This window comes from Marinovum sp. PR37 (assembly GCF_028807375.1).
GTDB classification, from domain to species: Bacteria; Pseudomonadota; Alphaproteobacteria; order Rhodobacterales; family Rhodobacteraceae; genus Marinovum; species Marinovum algicola.
This window is the reverse complement of record NZ_JARAML010000017.1, coordinates 36,707-56,981: the sequence shown is the minus strand read 5'-3', so window position 1 is coordinate 56,981 and position 20,275 is coordinate 36,707. Positions and strand designations below refer to the sequence as shown.

At 67.0% G+C, this 20,275-nt stretch carries 22 protein-coding genes and 1 tRNA gene; 7 read left to right on the top strand and 16 right to left on the bottom strand.

Annotation, left to right across the window (positions count from 1 at the left end):
- Window positions 1-55: 55 nt before the first annotated feature.
- Entirely contained in the window at window positions 56-676 is a 621-nt protein-coding gene (locus tag PVW49_RS14730) for a thiamine phosphate synthase (protein WP_048533762.1), read from the top strand.
- 274 nt (window positions 677-950) lie between these two features.
- Here the strand turns inward: PVW49_RS14730 and PVW49_RS14725 are convergent, their stop codons facing one another.
- The 3 genes from PVW49_RS14725 to PVW49_RS14715 form a co-directional block, all read right to left on the bottom strand.
- Window positions 951-1,787 (bottom strand): lysophospholipid acyltransferase family protein, encoded by an 837-nt coding sequence (locus tag PVW49_RS14725; RefSeq protein WP_274565415.1) that lies wholly within the window; start codon window positions 1,785-1,787, stop codon window positions 951-953.
- Window positions 1,784-2,551: a GNAT family N-acetyltransferase gene (locus tag PVW49_RS14720; RefSeq protein WP_074835535.1), complete on the bottom strand. Its 768-nt coding sequence runs from the start codon at window positions 2,549-2,551 to the stop codon at window positions 1,784-1,786. The genes PVW49_RS14725 and PVW49_RS14720 overlap by 4 nt, the downstream gene beginning before the upstream one ends.
- A gap of 129 nt (window positions 2,552-2,680) precedes the next feature.
- Window positions 2,681-2,863: a DUF3553 domain-containing protein gene (locus PVW49_RS14715; RefSeq protein WP_048531461.1), complete on the bottom strand. Its 183-nt coding sequence runs from the start codon at window positions 2,861-2,863 to the stop codon at window positions 2,681-2,683.
- 24 nt (window positions 2,864-2,887) lie between these two features.
- Between PVW49_RS14715 and PVW49_RS14710 the strand changes: the two genes are divergently transcribed.
- Window positions 2,888-3,511 (top strand): histidine phosphotransferase family protein, encoded by a 624-nt coding sequence (locus PVW49_RS14710; protein ID WP_274590898.1) that lies wholly within the window; start codon window positions 2,888-2,890, stop codon window positions 3,509-3,511.
- A 19-nt stretch (window positions 3,512-3,530) separates the two neighbouring features.
- Here PVW49_RS14710 and PVW49_RS14705 read toward each other — a convergent pair whose 3' ends face one another.
- The 7 genes from PVW49_RS14705 to PVW49_RS14675 form a co-directional block, all read right to left on the bottom strand.
- Window positions 3,531-4,796, bottom strand: a complete 1,266-nt coding sequence (locus PVW49_RS14705; RefSeq protein WP_274590897.1) for a glutamate-5-semialdehyde dehydrogenase — start codon at window positions 4,794-4,796, stop codon at window positions 3,531-3,533.
- 78 nt (window positions 4,797-4,874) lie between these two features.
- The gene (proB, locus tag PVW49_RS14700; RefSeq protein WP_074835530.1) at window positions 4,875-5,978 is read right to left on the bottom strand and encodes a glutamate 5-kinase; all 1,104 of its coding nucleotides are present in this window, start codon (window positions 5,976-5,978) and stop codon (window positions 4,875-4,877) included.
- A complete protein-coding gene (gene obgE / locus PVW49_RS14695) occupies window positions 5,966-7,003 on the bottom strand; it encodes a GTPase ObgE (protein WP_074835797.1) in 1,038 nt (345 codons plus the stop codon). Before obgE ends, proB begins: the two co-directional genes overlap by 13 nt.
- 143 nt (window positions 7,004-7,146) lie before the next feature.
- Entirely contained in the window at window positions 7,147-7,689 is a 543-nt protein-coding gene (locus tag PVW49_RS14690) for a GNAT family N-acetyltransferase (protein ID WP_074835529.1), read from the bottom strand.
- Between the two features lie 395 nt (window positions 7,690-8,084).
- Window positions 8,085-8,354, bottom strand: a complete 270-nt coding sequence (gene rpmA / locus PVW49_RS14685) for a 50S ribosomal protein L27 (RefSeq protein WP_074835527.1) — start codon at window positions 8,352-8,354, stop codon at window positions 8,085-8,087.
- Between the two features lie 12 nt (window positions 8,355-8,366).
- Window positions 8,367-8,978, bottom strand: a complete 612-nt coding sequence (locus tag PVW49_RS14680; RefSeq protein WP_048531452.1) for a 50S ribosomal protein L21 — start codon at window positions 8,976-8,978, stop codon at window positions 8,367-8,369.
- A 227-nt stretch (window positions 8,979-9,205) separates the two neighbouring features.
- The gene (locus PVW49_RS14675; protein ID WP_274565413.1) at window positions 9,206-10,042 is read right to left on the bottom strand and encodes a DUF2059 domain-containing protein; all 837 of its coding nucleotides are present in this window, start codon (window positions 10,040-10,042) and stop codon (window positions 9,206-9,208) included.
- Between the two features lie 193 nt (window positions 10,043-10,235).
- Between PVW49_RS14675 and PVW49_RS14670 the strand changes: the two genes are divergently transcribed.
- Window positions 10,236-10,325, top strand: a tRNA-Ser gene (locus PVW49_RS14670).
- A gap of 83 nt (window positions 10,326-10,408) precedes the next feature.
- Here PVW49_RS14670 and PVW49_RS14665 read toward each other — a convergent pair.
- From PVW49_RS14665 to PVW49_RS14655, 3 genes are read right to left on the bottom strand one after another with little or no spacing between them, the layout of a single operon-like run.
- Window positions 10,409-10,726, bottom strand: coding sequence for a hypothetical protein (locus PVW49_RS14665; protein WP_274590896.1), 318 nt, complete (start codon window positions 10,724-10,726; stop codon window positions 10,409-10,411).
- A complete protein-coding gene (ctaD, locus tag PVW49_RS14660) occupies window positions 10,723-13,167 on the bottom strand; it encodes a cytochrome c oxidase subunit I (RefSeq protein WP_274590895.1) in 2,445 nt (814 codons plus the stop codon). Before ctaD ends, PVW49_RS14665 begins: the two co-directional genes overlap by 4 nt.
- Window positions 13,164-13,760, bottom strand: a complete 597-nt coding sequence (locus PVW49_RS14655) for a cytochrome c oxidase subunit II (RefSeq protein WP_244526447.1) — start codon at window positions 13,758-13,760, stop codon at window positions 13,164-13,166. The genes ctaD and PVW49_RS14655 overlap by 4 nt, the downstream gene beginning before the upstream one ends.
- A 78-nt stretch (window positions 13,761-13,838) precedes the next feature.
- On the opposite strand from PVW49_RS14655, the gene PVW49_RS14650 reads away from it, so the two are divergent.
- On the top strand, window positions 13,839-14,357 hold the full coding sequence (locus PVW49_RS14650; protein ID WP_048531443.1) for a DUF2231 domain-containing protein: 519 nt from the start codon (window positions 13,839-13,841) through the stop codon (window positions 14,355-14,357).
- Here PVW49_RS14650 and PVW49_RS14645 read toward each other — a convergent pair.
- Both PVW49_RS14645 and PVW49_RS14640 read right to left on the bottom strand, forming a co-directional pair.
- Entirely contained in the window at window positions 14,324-14,836 is a 513-nt protein-coding gene (locus PVW49_RS14645; protein WP_048531441.1) for a CopD family protein, read from the bottom strand. The genes PVW49_RS14650 and PVW49_RS14645 overlap by 34 nt on opposite strands.
- A complete protein-coding gene (locus PVW49_RS14640) occupies window positions 14,833-15,546 on the bottom strand; it encodes a cytochrome c oxidase assembly protein (protein WP_074835506.1) in 714 nt (237 codons plus the stop codon). Before PVW49_RS14640 ends, PVW49_RS14645 begins: the two co-directional genes overlap by 4 nt.
- A 385-nt stretch (window positions 15,547-15,931) precedes the next feature.
- Between PVW49_RS14640 and PVW49_RS14635 the strand changes: the two genes are divergently transcribed.
- The 3 genes from PVW49_RS14635 (at window position 15,932) to typA (ending at window position 19,794) form a co-directional block, all read left to right on the top strand.
- The gene (locus PVW49_RS14635) at window positions 15,932-17,479 is read left to right on the top strand and encodes a trimethylamine methyltransferase family protein (protein WP_274590894.1); all 1,548 of its coding nucleotides are present in this window, start codon (window positions 15,932-15,934) and stop codon (window positions 17,477-17,479) included.
- 102 nt (window positions 17,480-17,581) lie between these two features.
- The gene (locus tag PVW49_RS14630) at window positions 17,582-17,914 is read left to right on the top strand and encodes a DMT family transporter (RefSeq protein WP_048531435.1); all 333 of its coding nucleotides are present in this window, start codon (window positions 17,582-17,584) and stop codon (window positions 17,912-17,914) included.
- Between the two features lie 62 nt (window positions 17,915-17,976).
- Entirely contained in the window at window positions 17,977-19,794 is a 1,818-nt protein-coding gene (typA, locus tag PVW49_RS14625) for a translational GTPase TypA (RefSeq protein WP_048531433.1), read from the top strand.
- A gap of 196 nt (window positions 19,795-19,990) precedes the next feature.
- On the opposite strand, the gene PVW49_RS14620 is transcribed toward typA, so the two are convergent.
- On the bottom strand, window positions 19,991-20,275 hold the full coding sequence (locus PVW49_RS14620; RefSeq protein WP_048531431.1) for a DUF1330 domain-containing protein: 285 nt from the start codon (window positions 20,273-20,275) through the stop codon (window positions 19,991-19,993).

Below are 20,275 nucleotides of genomic sequence, written 5' to 3'. Positions count from 1 at the left end.
GCCATGGCCGAAATTTGCCGCTATAGGGAGCGCAGCCACCTGAATGGAGCCCGAAATGGCCGATATCGAGCACCCGCAAATCTACCTCATCACTCCAGCCAGCTTTGAATTGTCAAGCTTCGGCAAGGAGTTGGAACGGGTCCTCGATGCCGTGCCCGTGGCCTGCCTGCGGCTCGCCATGGCCAGCCACGACGAAGACCGGATCGCCCGTGCCGCCGATATGCTGCGCGAGATCACCCACCGCCGCGACATTGCCATGGTGATCGAATCCCACGTGCTGCTGGCCGAACGGCTGGGCCTCGATGGCGTCCACCTCAAGGAGGCCCACGGCGTCCGTGCCGCGCGCAAGACGCTGGGCGAGGATGCCATTGTCGGGCTGCATGCCGGCAGCTCGCGCCACGACGGCATGTCGGGCGGCGAGGCCGGCGCGGATTACGTCTGTTTCGGCCCGGTGGGCGCCGCCGGTCTCGGCGATGGCGACCTGGCCGAGCGCGATCTCTTCGACTGGTGGTCGCAGATGATCGAACTGCCGGTGGTCGCCGAAGGCGCGCTCGACGAGAGCCTGATCCGCACGCTCTCGCCGGTGACCGATTTCTTCGGCCTCGGCGAAGAGCTCTGGTCTGCCGAGGATCCCGCCGCCCGCGCCCGCGCCTGCCTGGCGGCCATGGGCGGCTGACAGCTCCAAAGGCCGCGACACAGCGCCCACCCAGTCCTTCTTCTGGCCAAAAATATCCTGGGGGGAGGCCGAAGGCCCGGGGGGCAAAGCCCCCCTATCTCGACCCTGCGAGCAAAGCCCCCCTGTCTCGACCCTGCGGGCAAAGCCCCCCCTGTCTCGACCCCGCGGGCAAAGCCCGGCTTTTTGCAGAACTGGCCCCCTCCTCCGGTCCCGCCGGGGCGCAGCCCCGGCCCCCCGTCGACACGCGCAGGCGTGGCGAAATCCCGAAGCGTCGCTATCCCCGCAGCGCCGAGTGATGCGCCGCGCGCACCGTTTCTTCGAGCGTCCTGGCCAGCGCCTTGCGATCGGCAAAATCCGCGACCTTCAGCGGCGGGTGAAAGATCACCTCCGCCGAGCCGTGCCGCCGTGCCACCAGCATCGCCAGCATATGCGCACCAAATCCCATCTCGCCCCACCAGCCATAAAATCGCGGGTCGGTGCCGGCGGGCGCGTGATAGACTAGGGTCACCGGCTGGACATGCAGCGCATCGCGCAGTGCCGGGTCGAAACAGGCGGCAAACAACGTCGGCTTGAACGGCAGCACGCGGCGCGAATCCGTCGAGGTGCCCTCGGGAAAAAACAACAGGTGGTGCCGGCCCATCAGCCGCGTGCGGAACAGCTCGGTCTGTGCCCGCGCCTCGCGCCGGTCGCGGGCGATAAAGACCGTGCCGGTGGCCCGCGCCAGCAGGCCGATACCGGGCCAGCCCGCCACCTCGGCCTTGGAGACGAAATAGACATCCCGCGCCGCGTTCAGCACGAAGATATCCAGCCAGGAGGCATGGTTGGCGACAAAGGCGCCATGGTGGCGCATCGGCGCGCCCTGCAATCGCGTGGCAAGCCCCAGGAGCCGCAGCACGCCGCGACAGACCACCACGGTGATATAGGGCGTGACCGGGCGGCGTGCCCCGAAAAGCGGCCATTCCACCAGCCGCACCAGCAACAGCAGCGCCAGGCCGAGCCCCAGCAGCACGAGGATCGGCACCCCGCGCCGCAGCACCCGCAGCCAGTCGCGCAGGCCGTGTGGCCGGCCCAGCGGCGGCGCCGGCGTCTCGTCGGTCCAGGTCGGGGTCATCGCCGCGCCCCCGAGCCGGCATAAAGCTGGCGCTGACGGCTGTTCATCCGGGCGGTGTCCATCACCAGACAGACATCGGTGGTGTTGAACTCATGGTCGATCCAGGCGCCCTCGCCGACAGTGCCGCCCAGCCGCAGATAGGCCTTGATCAGCGCCGGCGTCTGCAACATCGCCTGCTTGCGGTCGATCCGGTCGCGCGGCAAGAGGTCCATGCGCTGATATTGCGCCGGCCGCGCCCGCACCCGAAGCTCTTCCGGCGCCAGGTGGTTGTGATAGAGCGAGGACAGCGGCTGCGCCAGAGCCGCGGCATCGGTGCCGTGAAAACTCGCCACGCCGAACAGCACCTCGATGCCGTGCCGCTCGACGTAATCGGCGAGCGCCTGCCAGAGGTGAAACATCGCCGCCCCGCCGCGATAGTCCGGGTGCAGGCAGGAGCGGCCCAGCTCCATCAGCCGCCGGCCCGAGGCGCGCAGCGGCGCGAGGTCGTATTCCTCGTCGGAATAGAACTGCCCGATCGCCGCCGCCTGATCGTCGCGCAGCACCCGGTAGACCCCCACCACCGGCGCCGTGTCGCGGGCCCGGTCATAGAGCAACAGGTGATCGAAATAGGGGTCGAAGCGGTCCTTCTCGAGGCCGGTCGCATGATCCACCAGCGCGCCGCCGCCGCCCAGTTCCTCGACAAAGACCTGATAGCGCAGGGCCTGCGCGGCGCGAATCTCGGCCTCTGTGTCCGCAAGCCTGACAGAAAACTCCGGTGTGCGCATGGATATCCCGCTTCGCTTGGCCGTCGCGCGTGTCATAGTGCCGTCGCCGCGCAAAGACAACGTGTGGCCCCGGATTGCGCCGCCCTGCCGCACCGTGTTTAACAGGGCGTTAACCCCGGGCCGCGTAGCCTAGGTCTCGAAGACAGGTTCCAGAGCGATCCTGTTGCCATCTATGACAACTTTACCCGCTTCACGGAAATTCACTGTGATCCTGCCTGCGATATTCGATTGCACCTGCCCTACGCCCCAATCCGGGCGCTCCGGGTGGCGCACCAGATTTCCCGGTTCGAGCAAGGCGTTCATGTCGGTCATCCGTGGCACCTCCGGAGTAGATTGATGACCTCCTATACGGCAAAGCTCGCCTCCCTGATAGCCTCGCGCATCTGCCATGACCTGATCTCGCCGGTGGGCGCCATCGCCAACGGGCTGGAGCTGATGTCGCTGGGCGGCGCAAGCAACGGCGGGCCGGAGCTGGCACTGGTGACCGAGAGCTGCGACCACGCCAGCGCGCGCATCCGGTTCTTTCGCATCGCCTTTGGCGCGGCGACCGACAATGCGATGGTCTCGCGCAACGAGGTTGTGGCCGTGCTTCAGACCCTTGGCGCGGCGGGACGGGTGTCCTACGACTGGGCCCCCGGCGGCGATCTGCCCCGGCGCGAGGTGCAGCTTGCGCTGCTGGCGCTGCAATGTGTCGAGGCCGCCCTGCCGCGCGGCGGCGAGATCTGTATCGAATACCAGCCCGGCCGTTGGTCGGTCACAGGCCTGTCTGACCGGATCGCCCCCGACCCGGCGCATTGGCAGCAGATGGAGCGGATCGCGGCCGCGCCGGTGCCGGAAGCCGAAGAGCCCGCGGTGGCGCCCAACCATGTGCAATTTGCCCTGCTGCCGCTGCTGGCGCGCGCGCTGGACCGGCGGCCGACGATGGACGAGGCCAGGGGGCGGCTGACGCTGACGGTCTGACGCCCCTCTTTCGGCGCGCTTATGGCCGGGTGGTGCCGTTGCCGTCGACCAGATACTTGAAGCTGGTGAGCTGCGCCGCGCCGACCGGGCCCCGGGCGTGCATCTTGCCGGTGGCAATGCCGATCTCGGCCCCCATGCCGAACTCGCCGCCATCGGCGAACTGGGTCGAGGCGTTGCGCATCAGGATAGCGCTGTCGACCCGTTGGAAAAAGCGCTCGGCGGCGGCATCGTCCTCGGTGAGGATGCATTCAGTATGCGACGAACTGAACTGCCGGATATGGGCAATCGCCGCGTCGAGATCCTCGACCACCCGCGCCGCCAGGATCGAATCGAGGTATTCCTTGCCCCAATCCGCCTCTTCCGCCGCCACCGTGCCGGCGATCTTCCGCAGCGCGGCATCGGCCCGCACCTCGACCCCGGCATCAATCAGCGCGCGGATCACCCCCTGGCCGATGGTGTCGACAATCTCGCGGTGGATCAGCAGACATTCGGCGGCGCCGCAGATGCCGGTGCGCCGGGTCTTGGCATTGAGCACCACGTCGAGCGCCTTGACCGGATCGGCCGCCTTGTCGAGATAGACATGCACGATGCCCTCGAGATGGGCAAAGACCGGCACCCGCGCCTCGCGCTGCACCAGTCCGACGAGACCCTTGCCGCCGCGCGGCACGATGACGTCGATGAAATCGGTCATCGTCAGCATTTCGCTCACCGCCGCCCGGTCGCGCGTGGGCACCAGCTGGATCGCATCCGCCGGCAGCCCGGCCGAGGTGACGCCGGCAACCATCGCCGCATGGATCGCGCCCGAGGAATGAAAACTCTCGGAGCCGCCGCGCAGGATCACCGCATTGCCGGCCTTGAGGCAGAGCGCGCCGGCATCGGCGGTCACATTGGGCCGGCTTTCGTAGATCACCCCCACCACGCCCAGCGGCGTGCGCACCCGGCGGATGTGCAGCCCCGACGGCCGGTCCCATTCCTCGAGCACCGCGCCCACCGGATCCGCCTGTTCGGCCACCGCGCGCAGCCCTTCGACAATGCTGCCGATGCGGGCCGAGTCGAGCTTCAGCCGGTCGAGCATTGCCGGGCTCAGCCCCTTTTCGCGGCCAAATTCCATGTCCTTGGCGTTGGCAGCGATAATCGCGTCGCGGGCGGCCCAGACCTCGTCGGCCGCGGCGGTCAGTGCGGCCTGTTTGGCCTCGGCCGGGGCATAGGCCAGTTCGGCGCTGGCCGCCTTGGCGCGGGCGCCGATGTCGGCCATCAGGGCGGGGATATCTGCGAGGTCTTTCATGTCGGGTGCCTTTTCTCGGCCTTGGTCCAGAGACTTTATGCCTCCGGCGGCGGTATTTTCAAACAGAAGAAGTGCGGATCACAGCGCCATGTCATCGCGGTGGATCAACACCGCGCGGCCCGGATAGCCCAGCAGCGCCTCGATCTCGTCCGAGCGGTGCCCCTTGATGGTGCGGGTCTCGGCCGCGGTGTAGCGCGTCAGCCCCTGCCCCAGCACATGGCCCGCCCCGTCGAGAATTGCCACCGGCTGGCCCCGGCCATAGGTGCCGCTGACGCCGGAAACACCGGCCGGCAGCAGGCTGCGGCCCGCGCGCAGCGCCCGCACCGCGCCGGCGTCGAGCGTGACCTCGCCGCGCGGTTTCATCGCCGCGATCCAGCGTTTGCGCGCCGCCTGCGGATCGATATGGGCGGTGAACCAGGTGGCATTGGCGCCCTCTTCCAGCGCCTTGAGCGGCCGCAGCGCCTCGCCATGGGTGATTACCATGGCACAGCCCGCCGCCGTCGCGGTCTTGGCCGCCATCAGCTTGGTCTTCATGCCGCCCTTGGACAGGCCCGAGCCGGCATCGCCGGCCATGGCCTCGATCTCGGGGGTGATCTGGTCGATCACGTCATACCGCCGCGCCCGCGGATCGACCGCCGGATTGGCGCTGTAGAAGCCGTCGACATCCGACAGCAGCACCAGCACATCGGCGCCCACGGTGGCGGCGACCTGCGCCGCCATCCGGTCATTGTCGCCATAGCGGATTTCATCCGTCGCCACGGTGTCGTTCTCGTTCACAATCGGCACCGCGCCGAGCGAAATCAGCGTTTCCAGCGTCGCGCGCGAATTGAGGTACCGCCGCCGGTCGCTGCTGTCTTCCAGCGTCACCAGCACCTGTGCGGTGGTCAGCCCATGCGGCGCCAGCGCCTCCTCATAGGCGCGCGCCAGGCGGATCTGTCCGACCGCGGCGGCGGCCTGGCTCTGCTCCAGCGCCAATTCGGACAGCCCCAGCCCCAGCGCCCCGCGGCCCAGGGCGATCGAGCCGGAAGAGACCAGGATCACCTCGGCGCGGGTCTTGAGCCAGGCCACGTCCTCGGCCAGGGCGCGCAGCCAATCGGCCTTGAGCGCGCCGGTCCGCCTGTCCACCAGAAGCGCCGAGCCGATCTTGATGACAATGCGGCGGGCGTCGCTCAGGGTTGCCACGTCTCGGGCTCCTCGTCCTGCGCCTTCTGCCGCAGCTTGTCCTCGGAAATCTCGGCGCGCAGCGCGCGCAGCACCTCGGTCACCCCGTCGCGCGCGACGCCCGACATCAGCCTCACCGGCCCGCCGACCTCGGCCTCGAGCGCGGCCTTGGCTTCGGCGCGCTCTTCGTCATCCAGCGCATCGATCTTGTTGAGCACGGTCACCCGCGGCTTGTCGGCCAGATGGCCGCCATAGGCCTCGAGCTCGGTGATGATGGTCCGGTAATCCTCGGCCACGGTCTCGGAGGTGCCATCGATCAGATGCAGCAGCACCGAACAGCGTTCCACATGGCCCAGAAAGCGGTCGCCGATACCCCGGCCCTCATGCGCGCCTTCGATAAGCCCGGGAATGTCGGCGACGACGAACTCGGCGCCATCAACCCCGACAACCCCGAGATTGGGATGCAGCGTGGTGAACGGGTAATCGGCGATCTTCGGCCGGGCGTTCGAGGTGGCGGCCAGGAACGTCGATTTGCCGGCATTGGGCAGGCCCAGAAGCCCGGCGTCGGCGATCAGCTTGAGCCGCAGCCAGATCGTGCGTTCCACCCCCGGCTGGCCGGGATTGGCGCGGCGCGGCGCCTGGTTGGTGGCGGTCTTGAAATGCAGGTTGCCAAAGCCGCCGTTGCCGCCCTTCGCCAGCACCACCTGCTCGCCCACCGCCATCAGCTCGGCCACCAGCGTCTCTTCGTCCTCGTCCAGCACCTCGGTGCCGACGGGAACCCGCAGGATGATGTCGTCGCCATCCTTGCCGGTGCGCTGCTTGCCCATGCCGGGCTGGCCGTTCTTGGCAAAGAAGTGCTGCTGATAGCGGAAGTCGATCAGCGTGTTCAGCCCCTCGACCGCCTCGATGATCACCGACCCGCCCTTGCCGCCGTCGCCGCCGTCGGGCCCGCCGTATTCGATGTACTTCTCGCGCCGGAACGACACCGCGCCGCCGCCCCCGGCGCCGGAACGGATATAGACCTTGGCAAGATCGAGAAATTTCATGGCGTGGGCCTCATTGATTGCTGCACCGGCGATAAAGAAAATGCGCCCCGGCCTCAAGCCTTGGCGCATCCCCTGTTTCTTCTGTTTTCAAATGCCCTCGGGGGAGACAGCCCCCGCGAGGACGGGGGGCAGCCCCCCAGGCCCTACCTGAGCTTGCGCAGATAGGTCCAGGTCGGCACCTGGCTGCCGCGCGCCACCGAATAGCTCTCGGCGTCGCCGATGTAGTCAAAGCCGCAGTTGGTCAGAACCTTGGCCGAGGCCGGGTTGTCCTGGAACACCGAGGCGAACATCGTGTCATGGTCCATCGGGTTGGCCTCGACCAGCGCGCGCACCGCGTCGGAGGCCAGGCCGGTGTTCCAGAAGGCCGGCGCCACCCAATAGCCCACTTCCGATTGGTTGCGGTCCATCCGCTCCAGCGAGATCAGCCCCATCAGTTCCGGCCCGTCCAGCCGCGTGCCGTCCATTGCCCAGACATCCTCGTCCCGCTCGGCCGCCATGGCGCGGGTGACAAAGGCTTCGGTCACCCCGGGCGGCAGCGGATGCGGGATCGAGGTCGTCATGCGGGCCACCCGCTCATCGGAGGCATGCATTTCGATCAGCCCCATGTCGGACCGGCGCAGCGGGCGCAAATCCACGCGCTCGGTTTCGATCAGGGGTTGGGCAACCAGGTATTGCTGGGCGGTCATGCAGTTCCTCCTCAAAAACGGCAGTCTCGGGATCGGGCCGGTGACAGGCGCCCAAATTGGCGGATGTCAGGCCCAAAAGGGATTACTTCAGCGCGGTCCGGACAGGTGCGAGGCAAGCCGCCCGCAGTAGAACCCGTTCAGATTACTCCGAAAACATGGCAGAGACATGGCGATTGGCGGTTGATCATGCAAGGGGTCCACCCTCCTCCCGGGTGCGGCATCTGCCGAATGGAACACTGACCACTTGTCGATCTTCATCTGGTATTTCTATCCGAAAAGCCGTCAATTCAGAAACACCAAATCGCCGCAGGCGCCGCGCCCTGCCGGTAGCAAAACGAAACGGGGACCGGCTTTCGCCGATCCCCGTTGTTTGTCGTGCAAACCTTTAGGTCGGCTTATTCGGCGGCCTCCGCGGCCGGCAGCACGGAAATGAAGGTGCGGCCCTTGAAGCCCTTGCGGAAGGTGACCTGGCCTTCGACGGTTGCAAAGATGGTGTGATCCTTGCCTTCGCCAACGCCTTCACCCGGCCACCACTTGTTGCCGCGCTGACGCACGATGATGTTACCCGGGATGGCGCGCTGGCCACCGTAGAGTTTCACGCCCAGCCGGCGTCCGGCAGAGTCGCGACCGTTGCGGGAGGAGCCGCCTGCTTTTTTATGTGCCATGGGGTACTCTCCTTATTTCCCGGCCAGTTCTTTGGCCTGTTGCGTCCATTCCGGCTTGATCTTGACGGCATCGAAGCTGTCAACGTCAACCTCTGCAAGCTGGGCGAAGCTGGTGATCCCGGCATCGTTCAGCTTTTTCGCGGCCGCGGGGCCCACACCGGTGATCTTGGTCAGATCGTCGCCCGCAGCGGCGTCGGCTTTCGGAGCCTCTGCCTTGGGGGCGGCTTTTTCGGCCTTGGGCGCTGCGGCAGCCGGCGCACCGGTGACGGAGCCCGCGCCGATCGCGGCCTTGACGCCCGACTTGTCGGCGCCTTCGGCCAGAATGTCGGTCACGCGGATCAGCGTCAGTTGCTGACGGTGGCCCTTGGTGCGCTTGGAGCTGTGCTTGCGGCGGCGCTTGACGAAGTGGATGACCTTGTCACCCTTGATCTGGTCGATCACTTCGGCCTGCACGGCGGCACCGCTGACCAGCGGGCTGCCCAGCACGGTGGTGTCCCCACCCAGCATCAGCACGTCGTTGAATTGAACCTTTTCGCCGGCATCAGCAGCCAGTTTCTCGACGCGAAGCGTATCGCCCGAGGAAACCTTGTATTGCTTGCCGCCCGTCTTGAGGACTGCGAACATTCTCGTCTTCCTTTGTTTCCGCGTTCTGTGGCCCCGGGTGCCCGGCGTTGGTGGCATCTGTCTTTCACATCTGCCGCCGCGAACAGCGCGCCCCGTTCCGGAGCGTCATGAATATCAAACCCCGCGAGGCCTGGGCCCGGCGGGGTGTGGGCCTTATTCAGAGGATGGCCCCGCGTGTCAAGCGATTTCCCACCTTGGCGCCCGGCAATCCTGCGGCGCGGGCCGCCCTACAGCTCCTGCGCGGTCATCTGCCGCGCCAGTGCCAGGCCCAGCGCATAGGAGATCTCGGCATACATCCGGTCGTAGCCGGCAAACAGCGCGCGGTTGAGCGCCCTGCCCTGCGCGCTCGACGCAAGGTCGACATAGTCGCGCAGCGCCGCCTCTTCCAGGGGCCGATAGGCCAGCATCATGTAAGAGAACAGCCATTCGCGGGTGTCGCTGCGGTTGTCGGCCTCGCTGTCCCAGACCACGCCGAGGATCTCCTCTTCGCTCATCTCGAAGGCGCCGCCATCGACCAGCCCGGCATAGAATTCATAGCTCGAATTCATCGCACCGACCACATTGGCATCGATCAGGTCGTTGGCCTCGATGAAATCGGCGATCAATTGCAGCCGCGGATCGCCGGCGCCCGCGTCGAGGCTGTCGCGATAGGCATCGCGCGCGGCCTCTTCGACCCCGGGATCGATCATCGCCTCGCGCGCCGAGATCTCGAGGCGGATCACCTGCTGTCCTTCCGCCGAGGCAAAGAAACCGGCAATCGCCTCGAGCGGCATGTCCTCTTCTTTCCAGGCCGAGGCAAAGCCGCGGCGCACGGTCTCCTCCATCCGCTCGACGTCGTAGATCCGCGCCACCACCTCGCTCCAGCTGCGGCCGCCGCCGCCGGGCAGCATCTCGTCGGCCAGCTCTTCGCCGTAATCGAGCCCCTCCTGGCGCATCACCGCCACCGTTTCCGGCAGACCGAGCTGGTCGAGCAGCGCGTCGGTGGCCCGCGTCGCCTGGGCCCAGACCGGCGTGGCCAAGGTTAGCGCCGCAGCGGTGGCAAGAGGCAGGAAGCGATGCAGCATAAGGAGGCTCCGATGAGTGGCTTTGCGCGAATCTAACCTCTGGCCGCCCGGTTTCCAAGCCGGGCAAAGGGGCAAAGGCTTCACATGCCGGTCACCGCCGAAAAAACCGCCGGCGAAAATTGCGGTGAAAAAGTTCGGTTTGCCGCTTGCACCCGGCCAAAAGTCGGATTAAACGCAGCCCCCAGACCCCCGCGGAGAGGTGCCGGAGTGGTCGAACGGGGCGGTCTCGAAAACCGTTGTCCCTTCACGGGGACCCAGGGTTCGAATCCCTGTCTCTCCGCCACTATCGTCCTGATAGTGCACACTTATCCCGATAGTTCCCCGGCCTGGCCGCGCGTGATTCGATGCCACGCGGGCGACTGGCGCTCACAGGCAATGTGACGCCGCAACCACCGGGATCAGCGTCCAGAGCGTGGAGACCAGCGCCACCACGCCCAATCCCAGGCTGATGTGCCGGATCACGGTGTTGCTTTCGGGCCAGACAGAGGCCCGCAGGGCCAGGATCAGCGCGACTTGCAGCAGGATCGCCAGCGCGGCGGCGGCGATCAGCAGACCGCGTCCGGGCAGATCGTCACCGGCCAGCGCCCATCGGCTCGAACACAGCAGACCGTGCAGCCCGTAGATCGCGGAAAAGCTGGCCAGCCAGAGCGTCAGCGGCAGGGCGATGCGCAGAAGACTGCTCATGTCAGCGCCCCCGGCAGCCCCACCGCCGCCGCGATCACCAGGGATATCAGCGCGGTGTAGCGGCTCCAGAGGTGCGACACGCGCTCGGCGCCCCGGGTGGTGGTGGCGGAATGCCCGGCCCGCCGGCGGGCGGCGACCACGGCGATCATCAGCAGACAGACGGCGTGATGCAGCAGCCCGTATCCCACCAGCACCCAGACCGTGGCGTCATAGGCATGGGCCGAAGGGTCCGGCACCAGGAACAGGGCCGCAATGCCGGCGGCGCTCAGCAAGAGACTGCCCACCGCCGCGACCCAGTGCCCCGCTCGCGGCCCGGCAAGCGCCAGGCCGGCGCCGAGCGCCACCAGAAGGAGCAGCGCCGGCCCCGGTTCGGCATAGGCCGGCGGCGGCCAGTTCGGCGCCACGGTCCAGAGGAAGGCATAGCCAAAGAGCAGCGCGCCGAAAAACGTGCCATCGGCCAGCAAGAGAAACAGTGACCCCCACCAGCCCGGCGGATCCGCCGCCTCGGCGGCAGTGGCCAGCGACAGCCCGCGTCCGACCGGCAAACGGCCTTCGGGCCGGCGGCGTCCGAGGCTCCAGACCCAGATCAGCGCGCAGATGATGACCCCCACGGCCGAGATCGGCACCAGCCAATAGGTCTTGAGCAGCAAGCCGAGAAAGAACAGCCCGGTGATCGCCGCCATCCAGATCGGCAGGAGGGTGTTGCCCGGAAAGACGACGATATGGCGCGGTTCGGCGCTGGCGACGTCGATCGCCAGCGTCTCGCGGCGGTTGCGGGCGGGATCGCCCAGATAGCCTTCGCCGCGCGCCAGCTGGGCCGGCAGATCGGGCGTGTCATACAGCGGATCACGTGAGCTCACCTGCGGCAGGCTGGCGAAATTATAGGCCGCCGAAGGGGTCGGCATGGCCCATTCCAGCGTGCCCGCCCCCCAAGGATCGCGCGAGCCGCGGATCGCCACTATGGCGTTGACCACCACGTCGACCAGCACCAGCGCAAAGCCGATCGCCATGACAAAGCCGCTGACCGAGGCGATCAGGTTGATCAGCTCCCAGCCCTGCCCCGGTTCGAAACTGTCGATCCGCCGCCGCATGCCCAGCAGCCCGGCCCAGTGCAACAGCAGAAAGGTGCCGTGAAAGCCCGTGAAGACCAGCCAGAAGGCCGTGGTGCCCAGTTTGAAATACGTCCGCCGGCCGGTGAAATGCGGCATCCAGTAATAAAGCGCGGCGAGCATCGGAAAGACAAAACCGCCAACCAGCACATAATGCAGATGGGCGACGATGAAATAGGTGTCATGCACCTGCCAGTCGAAGGGCACGATGGCCACCATCACCCCGGTCAGCCCGCCGATCACGAAGGTGGCGAAAAACGCCAGCAGCCAAAGCATCGGCAGATGCAGCCGCGGGCTGCCGGTGGCGAGCGTGCCAATCCAGGCAAAGATCTGCACCGCCGTCGGAACCGCCACCAGCGTCGAGGCGGCGGAAAAGAACGCCAGCCCCATATGCGGAATGCCGGTGGTGAACATGTGATGCACCCAGAGCCCGAAGCTCAGAACCGCCAGCGAGACCGCCGCCGCCACGATCCAGCCGTAGCCCATCAACCTGGTGCGCGCCATGACCGGCAGAATGGTCGAGATCGCCCCGGCCGCCGGCAGAAAGATGATATAGACTTCCGGGTGGCCAAAGAGCCAGAACAGATGCTGCCAGAGCAGCGCATCGCCGCCCGCCGCCACCTGAAAGAACGGCATGCCGAAGGCGCGTTCCAGCTCGAGCAGGATCGAGCCGAGGATCAGCGGCGGAAAGCCGGTCAGGATCATCACCGCCGTCACCAGCGCATACCAGGCAAAGATCGGCATCTGCGACAGCCTCATCCCCGGCGCCCGATAGCGCAGCACGGTGACGGTGATCTCGACCGCCGCCGAGATTGCCGAGATCTCGACGAAGGTGATGCCGATCAGCCAGAAATCCGGGTTGATCCCCGGCGCCCCCAGGGTCGAGGACAGCGGCGGATACATGAACCAGCCGCTGTCGGGCGCGATGCCCGCCAGCAGCGCAAAAATCATCATCGCGCCACCGAAGACATAGCACCAGAAGCCGTAGGCGGTGAGCCGCGGAAAGGCCAGGTCACGGGTGCCCAGAAGCTTGGGCAAAAGATAAACGGCGAGCCCCTCGAAAAACGGGATCGCGAAGAGGAACATCATGATCGTCCCGTGCATGGTGAAGATCTGGTTGTAATGCTCCGGTGCGAGAAAGGCCGAGCGCGGCGTTGCCAGCTGCGCCCGGATCAGCATCGCCAGAATGCCGCCGACCACGAAAAAAAACGCCGCTGTGGCAAGGAACATGCGGCCAAGGTCGGTGTGGTTGACGGTGGTGAACCAACCTTTCCATCCGGGATCGGAAGCCCAGATGCGCGTCAGGGCACGGTGGCGGCGCAGCGCGTTCATGGTGTTTCTCCTGTCAGAAAGGCCTGCCAGCCTTGGGCGTCATGGGCGATCACCTCGAACCTATGCGCACGATAGCCCGGGCCGCTGAACTCGGCGCTCACGCCGGCGTAACGGCCCGGCGCAAAGGCCTCGATCCGCAGCGTGTTGACATGGCCCGGCACCGCGTCGAGCTTGCCGGCCAGCCTGGGCACCCAGAACGAATGCACCACATCCACCGTGGTGATCGCCACATCCACCGGCCGGCCCGCCGGGATGTGCAGGATGCCCTGCGTCTCGCGCCCCGGCGCATCGTCATAGCCGAAACGCCAGGCCCATTGCCGCGCCTCGGCGGTCACCGAGACGACTTCGGGCGCGGCGCGCGGCAGCAACCGCTCGCCCACCACCAGCCCATACGCCAGAAGCGCCGCCAGCACCGTCAGCGGAAAGGCCAGCCCCAGCCCGATCACGTAGCGGCGCACATCGGCGGGGCCGGCCGGACGGCGCCAGGCCCAGGCAAACAGCCCGGCCACGAACAGGAAGATCAGCGTTGCGCCGATCAGCAGAACCCACCACAAGGTGGCAATCACCGCGGCCGCCGGCCCGGCCGGATGCACCGTGGACAAGGAATTTTCGCAACCAGACAGCGCCAGCAGCGTTGTCCCGGCAGTTCCCCATCGCAAGAGGACATGCGCATGCCGAAAAAAACCGCCGAAGACAACGTCGACCAGCTGCTCGATCCGATCGCCCAGACGCCGGGCTATGACGACACCGAAACCAATGTCGGCATCTGGGGCCATCCGATCCACGCGATGAGCGTGGCCTTTCCGGTGGCCCTCACCTTCTGCACCTTCGGCGCTGACGCGCTGTACTGGTGGTCGGGCGAGCTGTTCTGGGCACGCGCCGCTGTCTGGGCCGCCGGCACCGCCTTTCTGTTCGGCCTGGCCGCCGGGGCGACCGGCACCGCCGAATTGCTGCTGGTGCCCGGCATCCGCGCCCGTGCCCCGGCCTGGACGCATTTCGTCATCGCGGTGATGCTGCTGTCGCTGCTGGGGCTGAACTGGGGATATCGGATGCAGGGCTACGAGGCGGCGATCCTGCCCTATGGCATCCTGCTGTCGGGGGTCAACGTGCTGGTGGTGATGGTCACGGGCTGGCATGGCGGGAAACTCGTCTTCGATTATCGTCTGGGCACATCGAAAGGCAGCGGCTGACCGCGCGGCTCGGTCAGCCAGGCGGGCATCGGTATCTCGCCCAGCTCGGGCTTGGCCAGAACCAGCGTCAGGATGACCACGATCAGGGCCACCAGTACTACCGTCGCCCCGACCAGCCGCTTGGGTGTCTTGGGCACGCCGCGGGTTTCGGCCACGGCCACGACGGCATAGCCGACCCAGACGTGAAACCCGACCAGCAGCGCCACCGCCACCAGCTTGGCAAACATCCAGGTGACAAAGACCTCGCGCAGGAAGATCAGCAGCGTGCCCGAGGCAATGGCGATCACCGCTGCCGGGGTGACGCAGAGCGTATAGGCGAAATGCGTCGCCTGCCGCATCCGGGTGTAGTCGCTCTGGCCGACGGCCGGATCGTGCCGCGCCAGCATCAGCGGCAGCGCGAAGAGCCCGGCGCACCAGAGCAGCAGCATCGCCAGATGCAGTGCCTTGAGATGCGGGATCACCCCGACCAGCCAGCTCATGCGGCGCCCTGCCCGGCCGTGGCGCGCCAGCTCTGCCGCCCGGCCAGCGCGATCATCGCCAGATAGGGCAGCATGGCCGGCACCCACATGATCAGCCCGCCAAGCTGCTGATCGGCCAACGGCGTTAGCCCCCAGTCGAGCGGCGCCAGCGCATGGGCGGCATAAAGCGGCTCGGGCGCAAAGGTCAGCAGCGCGCCGAGCGCGCCCATCTGCATCAGCCCGGCCAGCGACCAGAGCACCGCCGCGATGCCGCCGCGGCTGCCCAGCACCGCGCGCCAGAACCAGACCGCAGAGCCGAGGAGTGACAACTGCATCGCCCAATAGACCGCCATGTCGGCCAGCGCGAGGTCGTAGGCCGCCGGCTGATGCCAGCCCCAGAGCACGGCGGTCGAGATCAGGAATGCCAGCCCGGTCGGCATCGCGCGGGCCCGCGGCAGGGCCGCGGCCAGAAGCGGCGCGGCGACGGCCACCAGCAGCACGTGATGCACCACCCGCGCCGAAAACAGCGCCACCGAAACCGCACAGAGCGGCGAGACGAAGGCCAGCACCAGCACCATGACCCCGGCCAGCCCCGCCGGGCTGCGCCGCAGGGCGAAGCCGAGGATCAGCAGAGCGACCAGCAGCAGCGGATCGAGATTCCAGGCGGACAGGGCCTGCGCCGGCAGGGGCGCGGCGCCGCAATAGCTTCCCGGTAGAATACCTACAGACATCAAAACGTTTGCTCCGGTTCGGGCCAGATCCTGCCGCGCGCATCGCAGAGGCTTCGGGGCATGTGGCAGGGTTTCGGGGAGTCCTGGTCGCTTGCCGCTCAGAAACTATTGCGGAAAGCGGATCGGTCAACAACCGCGCCGGCGGTTCGTTGCCTTCGCGCTCCCGCTCCGCGTTCCGAAAGCGACGCGATGTCGCAAACGAGCCAGACCGCAGGCGCGACTCAGGCAAAGCTCGGGTCACTTGGCGGGAGCGCGCGGATGACTGGCAGGGTTTGCCTACATATCATCACTTGCAGGACCATCGGCGCAGGCCGGGGTCGTGCCGCGCGCGGCAGGCCGGGCCGGGTCTGAGACCTGACCCCTTCCCTTTCCGCCGGAGCCAGAGATGAACGACCAGACACACCCGAAATCCGCCCGCATGGGCGGTCGCGCCGCGCGCCGTGCTGCCCGTGCCGCAAAGCTCGCCGACCACCTGCGCCCGATCCGCCCCGGCCTGACCGGCGGCGCCTTTCGCCCGCTGACCGAAGCGCAGATGCGCCGCATCCACACGGCCGCGTTGGAGCTGCTCGAAACCGTCGGCCTGGCCGATGCGCCGGCCAGCGGCATTGCCGCGCTGACCGCCGCCGGCGCCGAGCTGGGCGCCGACGGCAGGCTGCGCTTTCCACCGGCGCTGATCGAGGAGACCATCGCCGGCGCCAATCGCGAGATCACCCTCTGCGGCCGCGATCCGGCGCATGACCTGCACCTCGGCGGCAGCCGTGTGCATTACGGCACCGCCGGCGCCGCGGTGCACATGGTCGACGTCGACGGCCGCAGCTATCGCGACAGCACATTGCAGGATCTGCACGATGCCGCACGGATCGCCGACAGGCTGGACAATATCCACTTTGTCCAGCGGCCGATGGTGCCGCGCGATATCCCCGATCCCTTCGAGATGGACATCAACACCGTCTATGCCTGTGTCAGCGGCACCCGCAAACACATCGGCACCTCCTTTACCGAGGGGGCCTTTGTCGGGCCGGCGTTGGAGATGTTGCACCTGGTGGCCGGCGGCGAGGAGGCCTGGCGGGCCCGGCCCTTCGTCTCGAACACCAATTGCTTTGTGGTGCCGCCGATGAAATTCGCCACCGAAAGCTGCCTGGTGATGGAGGAATGCATCCGCGGCGGCATGCCGGTGCTGCTGCTCTCGGCCGGTCAGGCCGGCGCCACCGCCCCGGCATCGATCGCCGGCGCCATCGTGCAGGCCACGGCGGAATGCCTGGCCGGGCTGGTCTATGTCAACGCCATCCGGCCGGGCCATCCGGCGATCTTCGGCACTTGGCCCTTTGTCAGCGATCTGCGCACCGGCGCGATGTCGGGCGGCTCGGGCGAGCAGGCGCTGCTGACCGCCGGATGCGCACAGATGCATGGCTTCTACGACCTGCCGGGCGGCGCCGCGGCGGGGATCGCAGATGCCAAGCTGCCCGACATGCAGGCCGGCTGGGAGCAGATGTGCTCGAATGTCATGGCCGGGCTGTCGGGGCTCAACATGGTCTACGAAGCGGCGGGGATGCATGCCTCGCTTCTGGGGTTCTGCCACGAGAGCCTGATCCTCGGCGACGACCTGATCGGCCAGGCGCTGCGCTGCGTGCGCGGTATCGAGGTCACCGACGAGAATATCTCGGTCGAGGTGATCCGCGAGGTCTGTCTCGGAGGACCGGGGCACTACCTGGGCACCGATCAGACCCTGGGGCTGATGCAGACCGATTACGTCTATCCGACGCTGGGCGACCGGTCCTCGCCCAAGGAATGGGAGGAGCTGGGCCGGCCGGACCTGCTGGCCCGCGCGACGGCGCGCAAGGAGATGATCCTGGCGGACCGGGCCCCGGCGCGGTTGTCGGCCGAGATCGACCGGGAGATCCGGCGGCGCTTGCCGATCCGCTTGCCGACCTAGCGCTTTTGTGAGACGTCGGACCGGGGCTCTGCCCCGGACCCCGCGGTATTTTCAAACAGAAGAAGCAGGGGTGCGTCACAAGTTTCGAGGGGAGTTCCGTCCATGCCCGCCTATCTGGCCCTTGTCCTCGCCGTCGCGGCGGAAACCGTCGGCACCTCGGCGCTTCAGGCCAGCCAGCAGTTCTCGCGCTTCTGGCCCTCGGTGCTGGTGGTGGTGGCCTATGCGCTGGCGTTCTATCTGCTGGCGCTGACGCTGAGGACCATTCCGGTCGGCGTGGCCTATGCGCTCTGGTCCGGGCTGGGCATCGTCTTTATCGCGGTGATCGGCACGCTGGTGTTTCACCAGAAACTCGATCTGCCGGCGATCCTCGGGATGGCGATGATCATCGCCGGGATTGCCGTGATCCAGCTGTTTTCCGGCGCTGCGACACATTAGGTCTGGCATTTCGGGGCGCGCGGCGATAGGTGGCGCGCAACTCCGACATAAAGGTATCCCCGATGGACCTTCGCAATATCGCGATTATCGCGCACGTTGACCATGGCAAGACGACTCTCGTTGACGAGCTTCTGAAACAATCCGGCGCCTTCCGGGCCAACCAGGCGGTGGAAGAACGCGCCATGGACAGCAACGATCTGGAGCGCGAGCGCGGCATCACGATCTTTGCCAAGCCGACCTCGGTCGAATGGAAGACGCATCGGATCAACATCGTCGACACCCCGGGCCACGCCGATTTCGGCGGCGAGGTCGAGCGCATCCTGTCGATGGTCGACGGTGTTGTCCTGCTGGTCGATGCCGCCGAAGGCCCGATGCCGCAGACCAAGTTCGTGACCTCCAAGGCGCTGGCCCTGGGGCTGCGTCCGATCGTGGTGCTCAACAAGGTCGACAAGCCCGACGCCGAGCCCGACCGGGCGCTGGATGAATGTTTCGACCTCTTCGCCTCGCTCGATGCCAACGACGACCAGCTGGATTTCCCGCATATGTACGCCTCGGGCCGCAACGGCTGGGCCGATCACGAGCTGGACGGGCCGCGCAAGGACCTGACCGCGCTGTTCGACCTGATCGTCAACCACGTGCCGGCGCCGAAGCAGATCAAGAAGCAGGACGACGATTTCCGCATGCTGGCCACCACCCTGGGCGCCGATCCCTTTGTCGGCCGCATCCTGACCGGCCGGGTGGAGAGCGGCAAGCTCAAGGTCGGCGCCACGGTGCAGGCGCTGAGCCGCATCGGCCAGAAGATCGAACAGTTCCGCGTCACCAAGATCCAGGCCTTCCGCGGACTGGCGCAGCAGGACATCGAAGAGGCCCAGGCCGGCGACATCGTTTCGATCGCCGGCATGTCCAAGGCCACCGTGGCCGACACGATCTGTGCGCTGGCGGTGGACGAGCCGCTCGACGCCCAGCCGATCGACCCGCCGACCATCACCGTGACCTTCGGCATCAACGACAGCCCGCTGGCGGGCCGCGACGGCAAGAAGGTGCAGAGCCGCGTCATCCGCGAGCGGCTGATGAAGGAAGCCGAGAGCAATGTCGCGATCAAGATCGCCGACACGCCGGGCGGCGAGGCCTTCGAGGTGTCGGGCCGGGGCGAATTGCAGATGGGCGTTCTGATCGAAAACATGCGCCGCGAAGGCTTCGAGCTGTCGATCTCGCGGCCGCAGGTGATCATGAAGGAGGTCGACGGCAAGGTGATGGAGCCGGTCGAAGAGGCCACCATCGATGTCGATGACGAATATTCCGGCGCGGTGATCGAAAAGCTGACCGGCACCCGCAAGGGCGAGCTGGCCGAGATGCGCCCCGCCGGCGCCGGCAAGACCCGGATCATCGCCCATGTCCCCTCGCGCGGGCTGATCGGCTATCACGGAGAATTTCTGACCGACACCCGCGGCACCGGCGTGCTCAACCGGGTGTTCCACGGCTGGACCGAACACAAGGGCCCGATCCCGGGCCGCCGCGCCGGGGTGCTGATCTCGATGGAGAACGGCGAGGCGGTGGCCTATGCGCTGTGGAACCTCGAGGATCGTGGCAAGATGTTCATCGGCGCCCAGGCCAAGGTCTATCAGGGCATGATCATCGGCGAGCATTCGCGCGAGAACGACCTCGAAGTGAACCCGCTCAAGGGCAAGAAGCTGACCAACGTGCGGGCCTCGGGCACCGACGAAGCGGTGCGGCTGACCACCCCGGTGACGCTGTCGCTGGAAGAGGCGATTGCCTATATCAACGACGACGAGCTGGTCGAAGTGACGCCGTCCTCGGTGCGGCTGCGCAAACGCTTCCTCGATCCGCATGAGCGCAAGCGGATGGCGAAGGCGGGGTGATCCCCAGTCTCTCGTGACAAGACAAAGGCCGGGCATGAAGCCCGGCCTTTTGCGTAGGGTGGGTTTGCGACCCACCGGCGCGCGACGGCAGTCGTGAAAAAACCCGGGGCGCACGGCCCCGGGTTTTCGTTGGTCTCAACCTGCTGGCTGGGGCGGTGGGTTAGAAACCCACACTACACAGCTTCAGAAACCCAGCCTACACACCCTCGACGATGATCAGATCGCGTTCCGAAGCGCCCTTGGCATGGCTCAGGGCCTCCTGGTAGGCCTCGGAATGGTAACACTCGTGTGCCGCCTGAAGCGAGGGGAACCGGGCCACCACGTGGCGGGCGCGGTCCGTGCCTTCGAGCGTCTCATGCGCGCCACCGCGGGCCAGGAACTCGCCGCCATGGGCGGCAATCGGCGCCCCGGCGAGCTTGGCATACCGGCCATAGGCCTCTTCGTCGGTCACATGCACATGGGCGATCCAATATGCGCTCAT

What these genes read in the sequence shown, in the direction of transcription:
- PVW49_RS14730 (WP_048533762.1), top strand. Translation starts at nt 56, where the DNA reads ATGGCCGATATCGAGCACCCGCAAATCTACCTCATCACTCCAGCCAGC.
- PVW49_RS14725 (WP_274565415.1), bottom strand. Translation starts at nt 1,787, where the DNA reads ATGACCCCGACCTGGACCGACGAGACGCCGGCGCCGCCGCTGGGCCGG.
- PVW49_RS14720 (WP_074835535.1), bottom strand. Translation starts at nt 2,551, where the DNA reads ATGCGCACACCGGAGTTTTCTGTCAGGCTTGCGGACACAGAGGCCGAG.
- PVW49_RS14715 (WP_048531461.1), bottom strand. Translation starts at nt 2,863, where the DNA reads ATGACCGACATGAACGCCTTGCTCGAACCGGGAAATCTGGTGCGCCAC.
- PVW49_RS14710 (WP_274590898.1), top strand. Translation starts at nt 2,888, where the DNA reads ATGACCTCCTATACGGCAAAGCTCGCCTCCCTGATAGCCTCGCGCATC.
- PVW49_RS14705 (WP_274590897.1), bottom strand. Translation starts at nt 4,796, where the DNA reads ATGAAAGACCTCGCAGATATCCCCGCCCTGATGGCCGACATCGGCGCC.
- obgE (WP_074835797.1), bottom strand. Translation starts at nt 7,003, where the DNA reads ATGAAATTTCTCGATCTTGCCAAGGTCTATATCCGTTCCGGCGCCGGG.
- PVW49_RS14690 (WP_074835529.1), bottom strand. Translation starts at nt 7,689, where the DNA reads ATGACCGCCCAGCAATACCTGGTTGCCCAACCCCTGATCGAAACCGAG.
- rpmA (WP_074835527.1), bottom strand. Translation starts at nt 8,354, where the DNA reads ATGGCACATAAAAAAGCAGGCGGCTCCTCCCGCAACGGTCGCGACTCT.
- PVW49_RS14680 (WP_048531452.1), bottom strand. Translation starts at nt 8,978, where the DNA reads ATGTTCGCAGTCCTCAAGACGGGCGGCAAGCAATACAAGGTTTCCTCG.
- PVW49_RS14675 (WP_274565413.1), bottom strand. Translation starts at nt 10,042, where the DNA reads ATGCTGCATCGCTTCCTGCCTCTTGCCACCGCTGCGGCGCTAACCTTG.
- PVW49_RS14665 (WP_274590896.1), bottom strand. Translation starts at nt 10,726, where the DNA reads ATGAGCAGTCTTCTGCGCATCGCCCTGCCGCTGACGCTCTGGCTGGCC.
- ctaD (WP_274590895.1), bottom strand. Translation starts at nt 13,167, where the DNA reads ATGAACGCGCTGCGCCGCCACCGTGCCCTGACGCGCATCTGGGCTTCC.
- PVW49_RS14650 (WP_048531443.1), top strand. Translation starts at nt 13,839, where the DNA reads ATGCCGAAAAAAACCGCCGAAGACAACGTCGACCAGCTGCTCGATCCG.
- PVW49_RS14645 (WP_048531441.1), bottom strand. Translation starts at nt 14,836, where the DNA reads ATGAGCTGGCTGGTCGGGGTGATCCCGCATCTCAAGGCACTGCATCTG.
- PVW49_RS14640 (WP_074835506.1), bottom strand. Translation starts at nt 15,546, where the DNA reads ATGTCTGTAGGTATTCTACCGGGAAGCTATTGCGGCGCCGCGCCCCTG.
- PVW49_RS14635 (WP_274590894.1), top strand. Translation starts at nt 15,932, where the DNA reads ATGAACGACCAGACACACCCGAAATCCGCCCGCATGGGCGGTCGCGCC.
- PVW49_RS14630 (WP_048531435.1), top strand. Translation starts at nt 17,582, where the DNA reads ATGCCCGCCTATCTGGCCCTTGTCCTCGCCGTCGCGGCGGAAACCGTC.
- typA (WP_048531433.1), top strand. Translation starts at nt 17,977, where the DNA reads ATGGACCTTCGCAATATCGCGATTATCGCGCACGTTGACCATGGCAAG.
- PVW49_RS14620 (WP_048531431.1), bottom strand. Translation starts at nt 20,275, where the DNA reads ATGAGCGCATATTGGATCGCCCATGTGCATGTGACCGACGAAGAGGCC.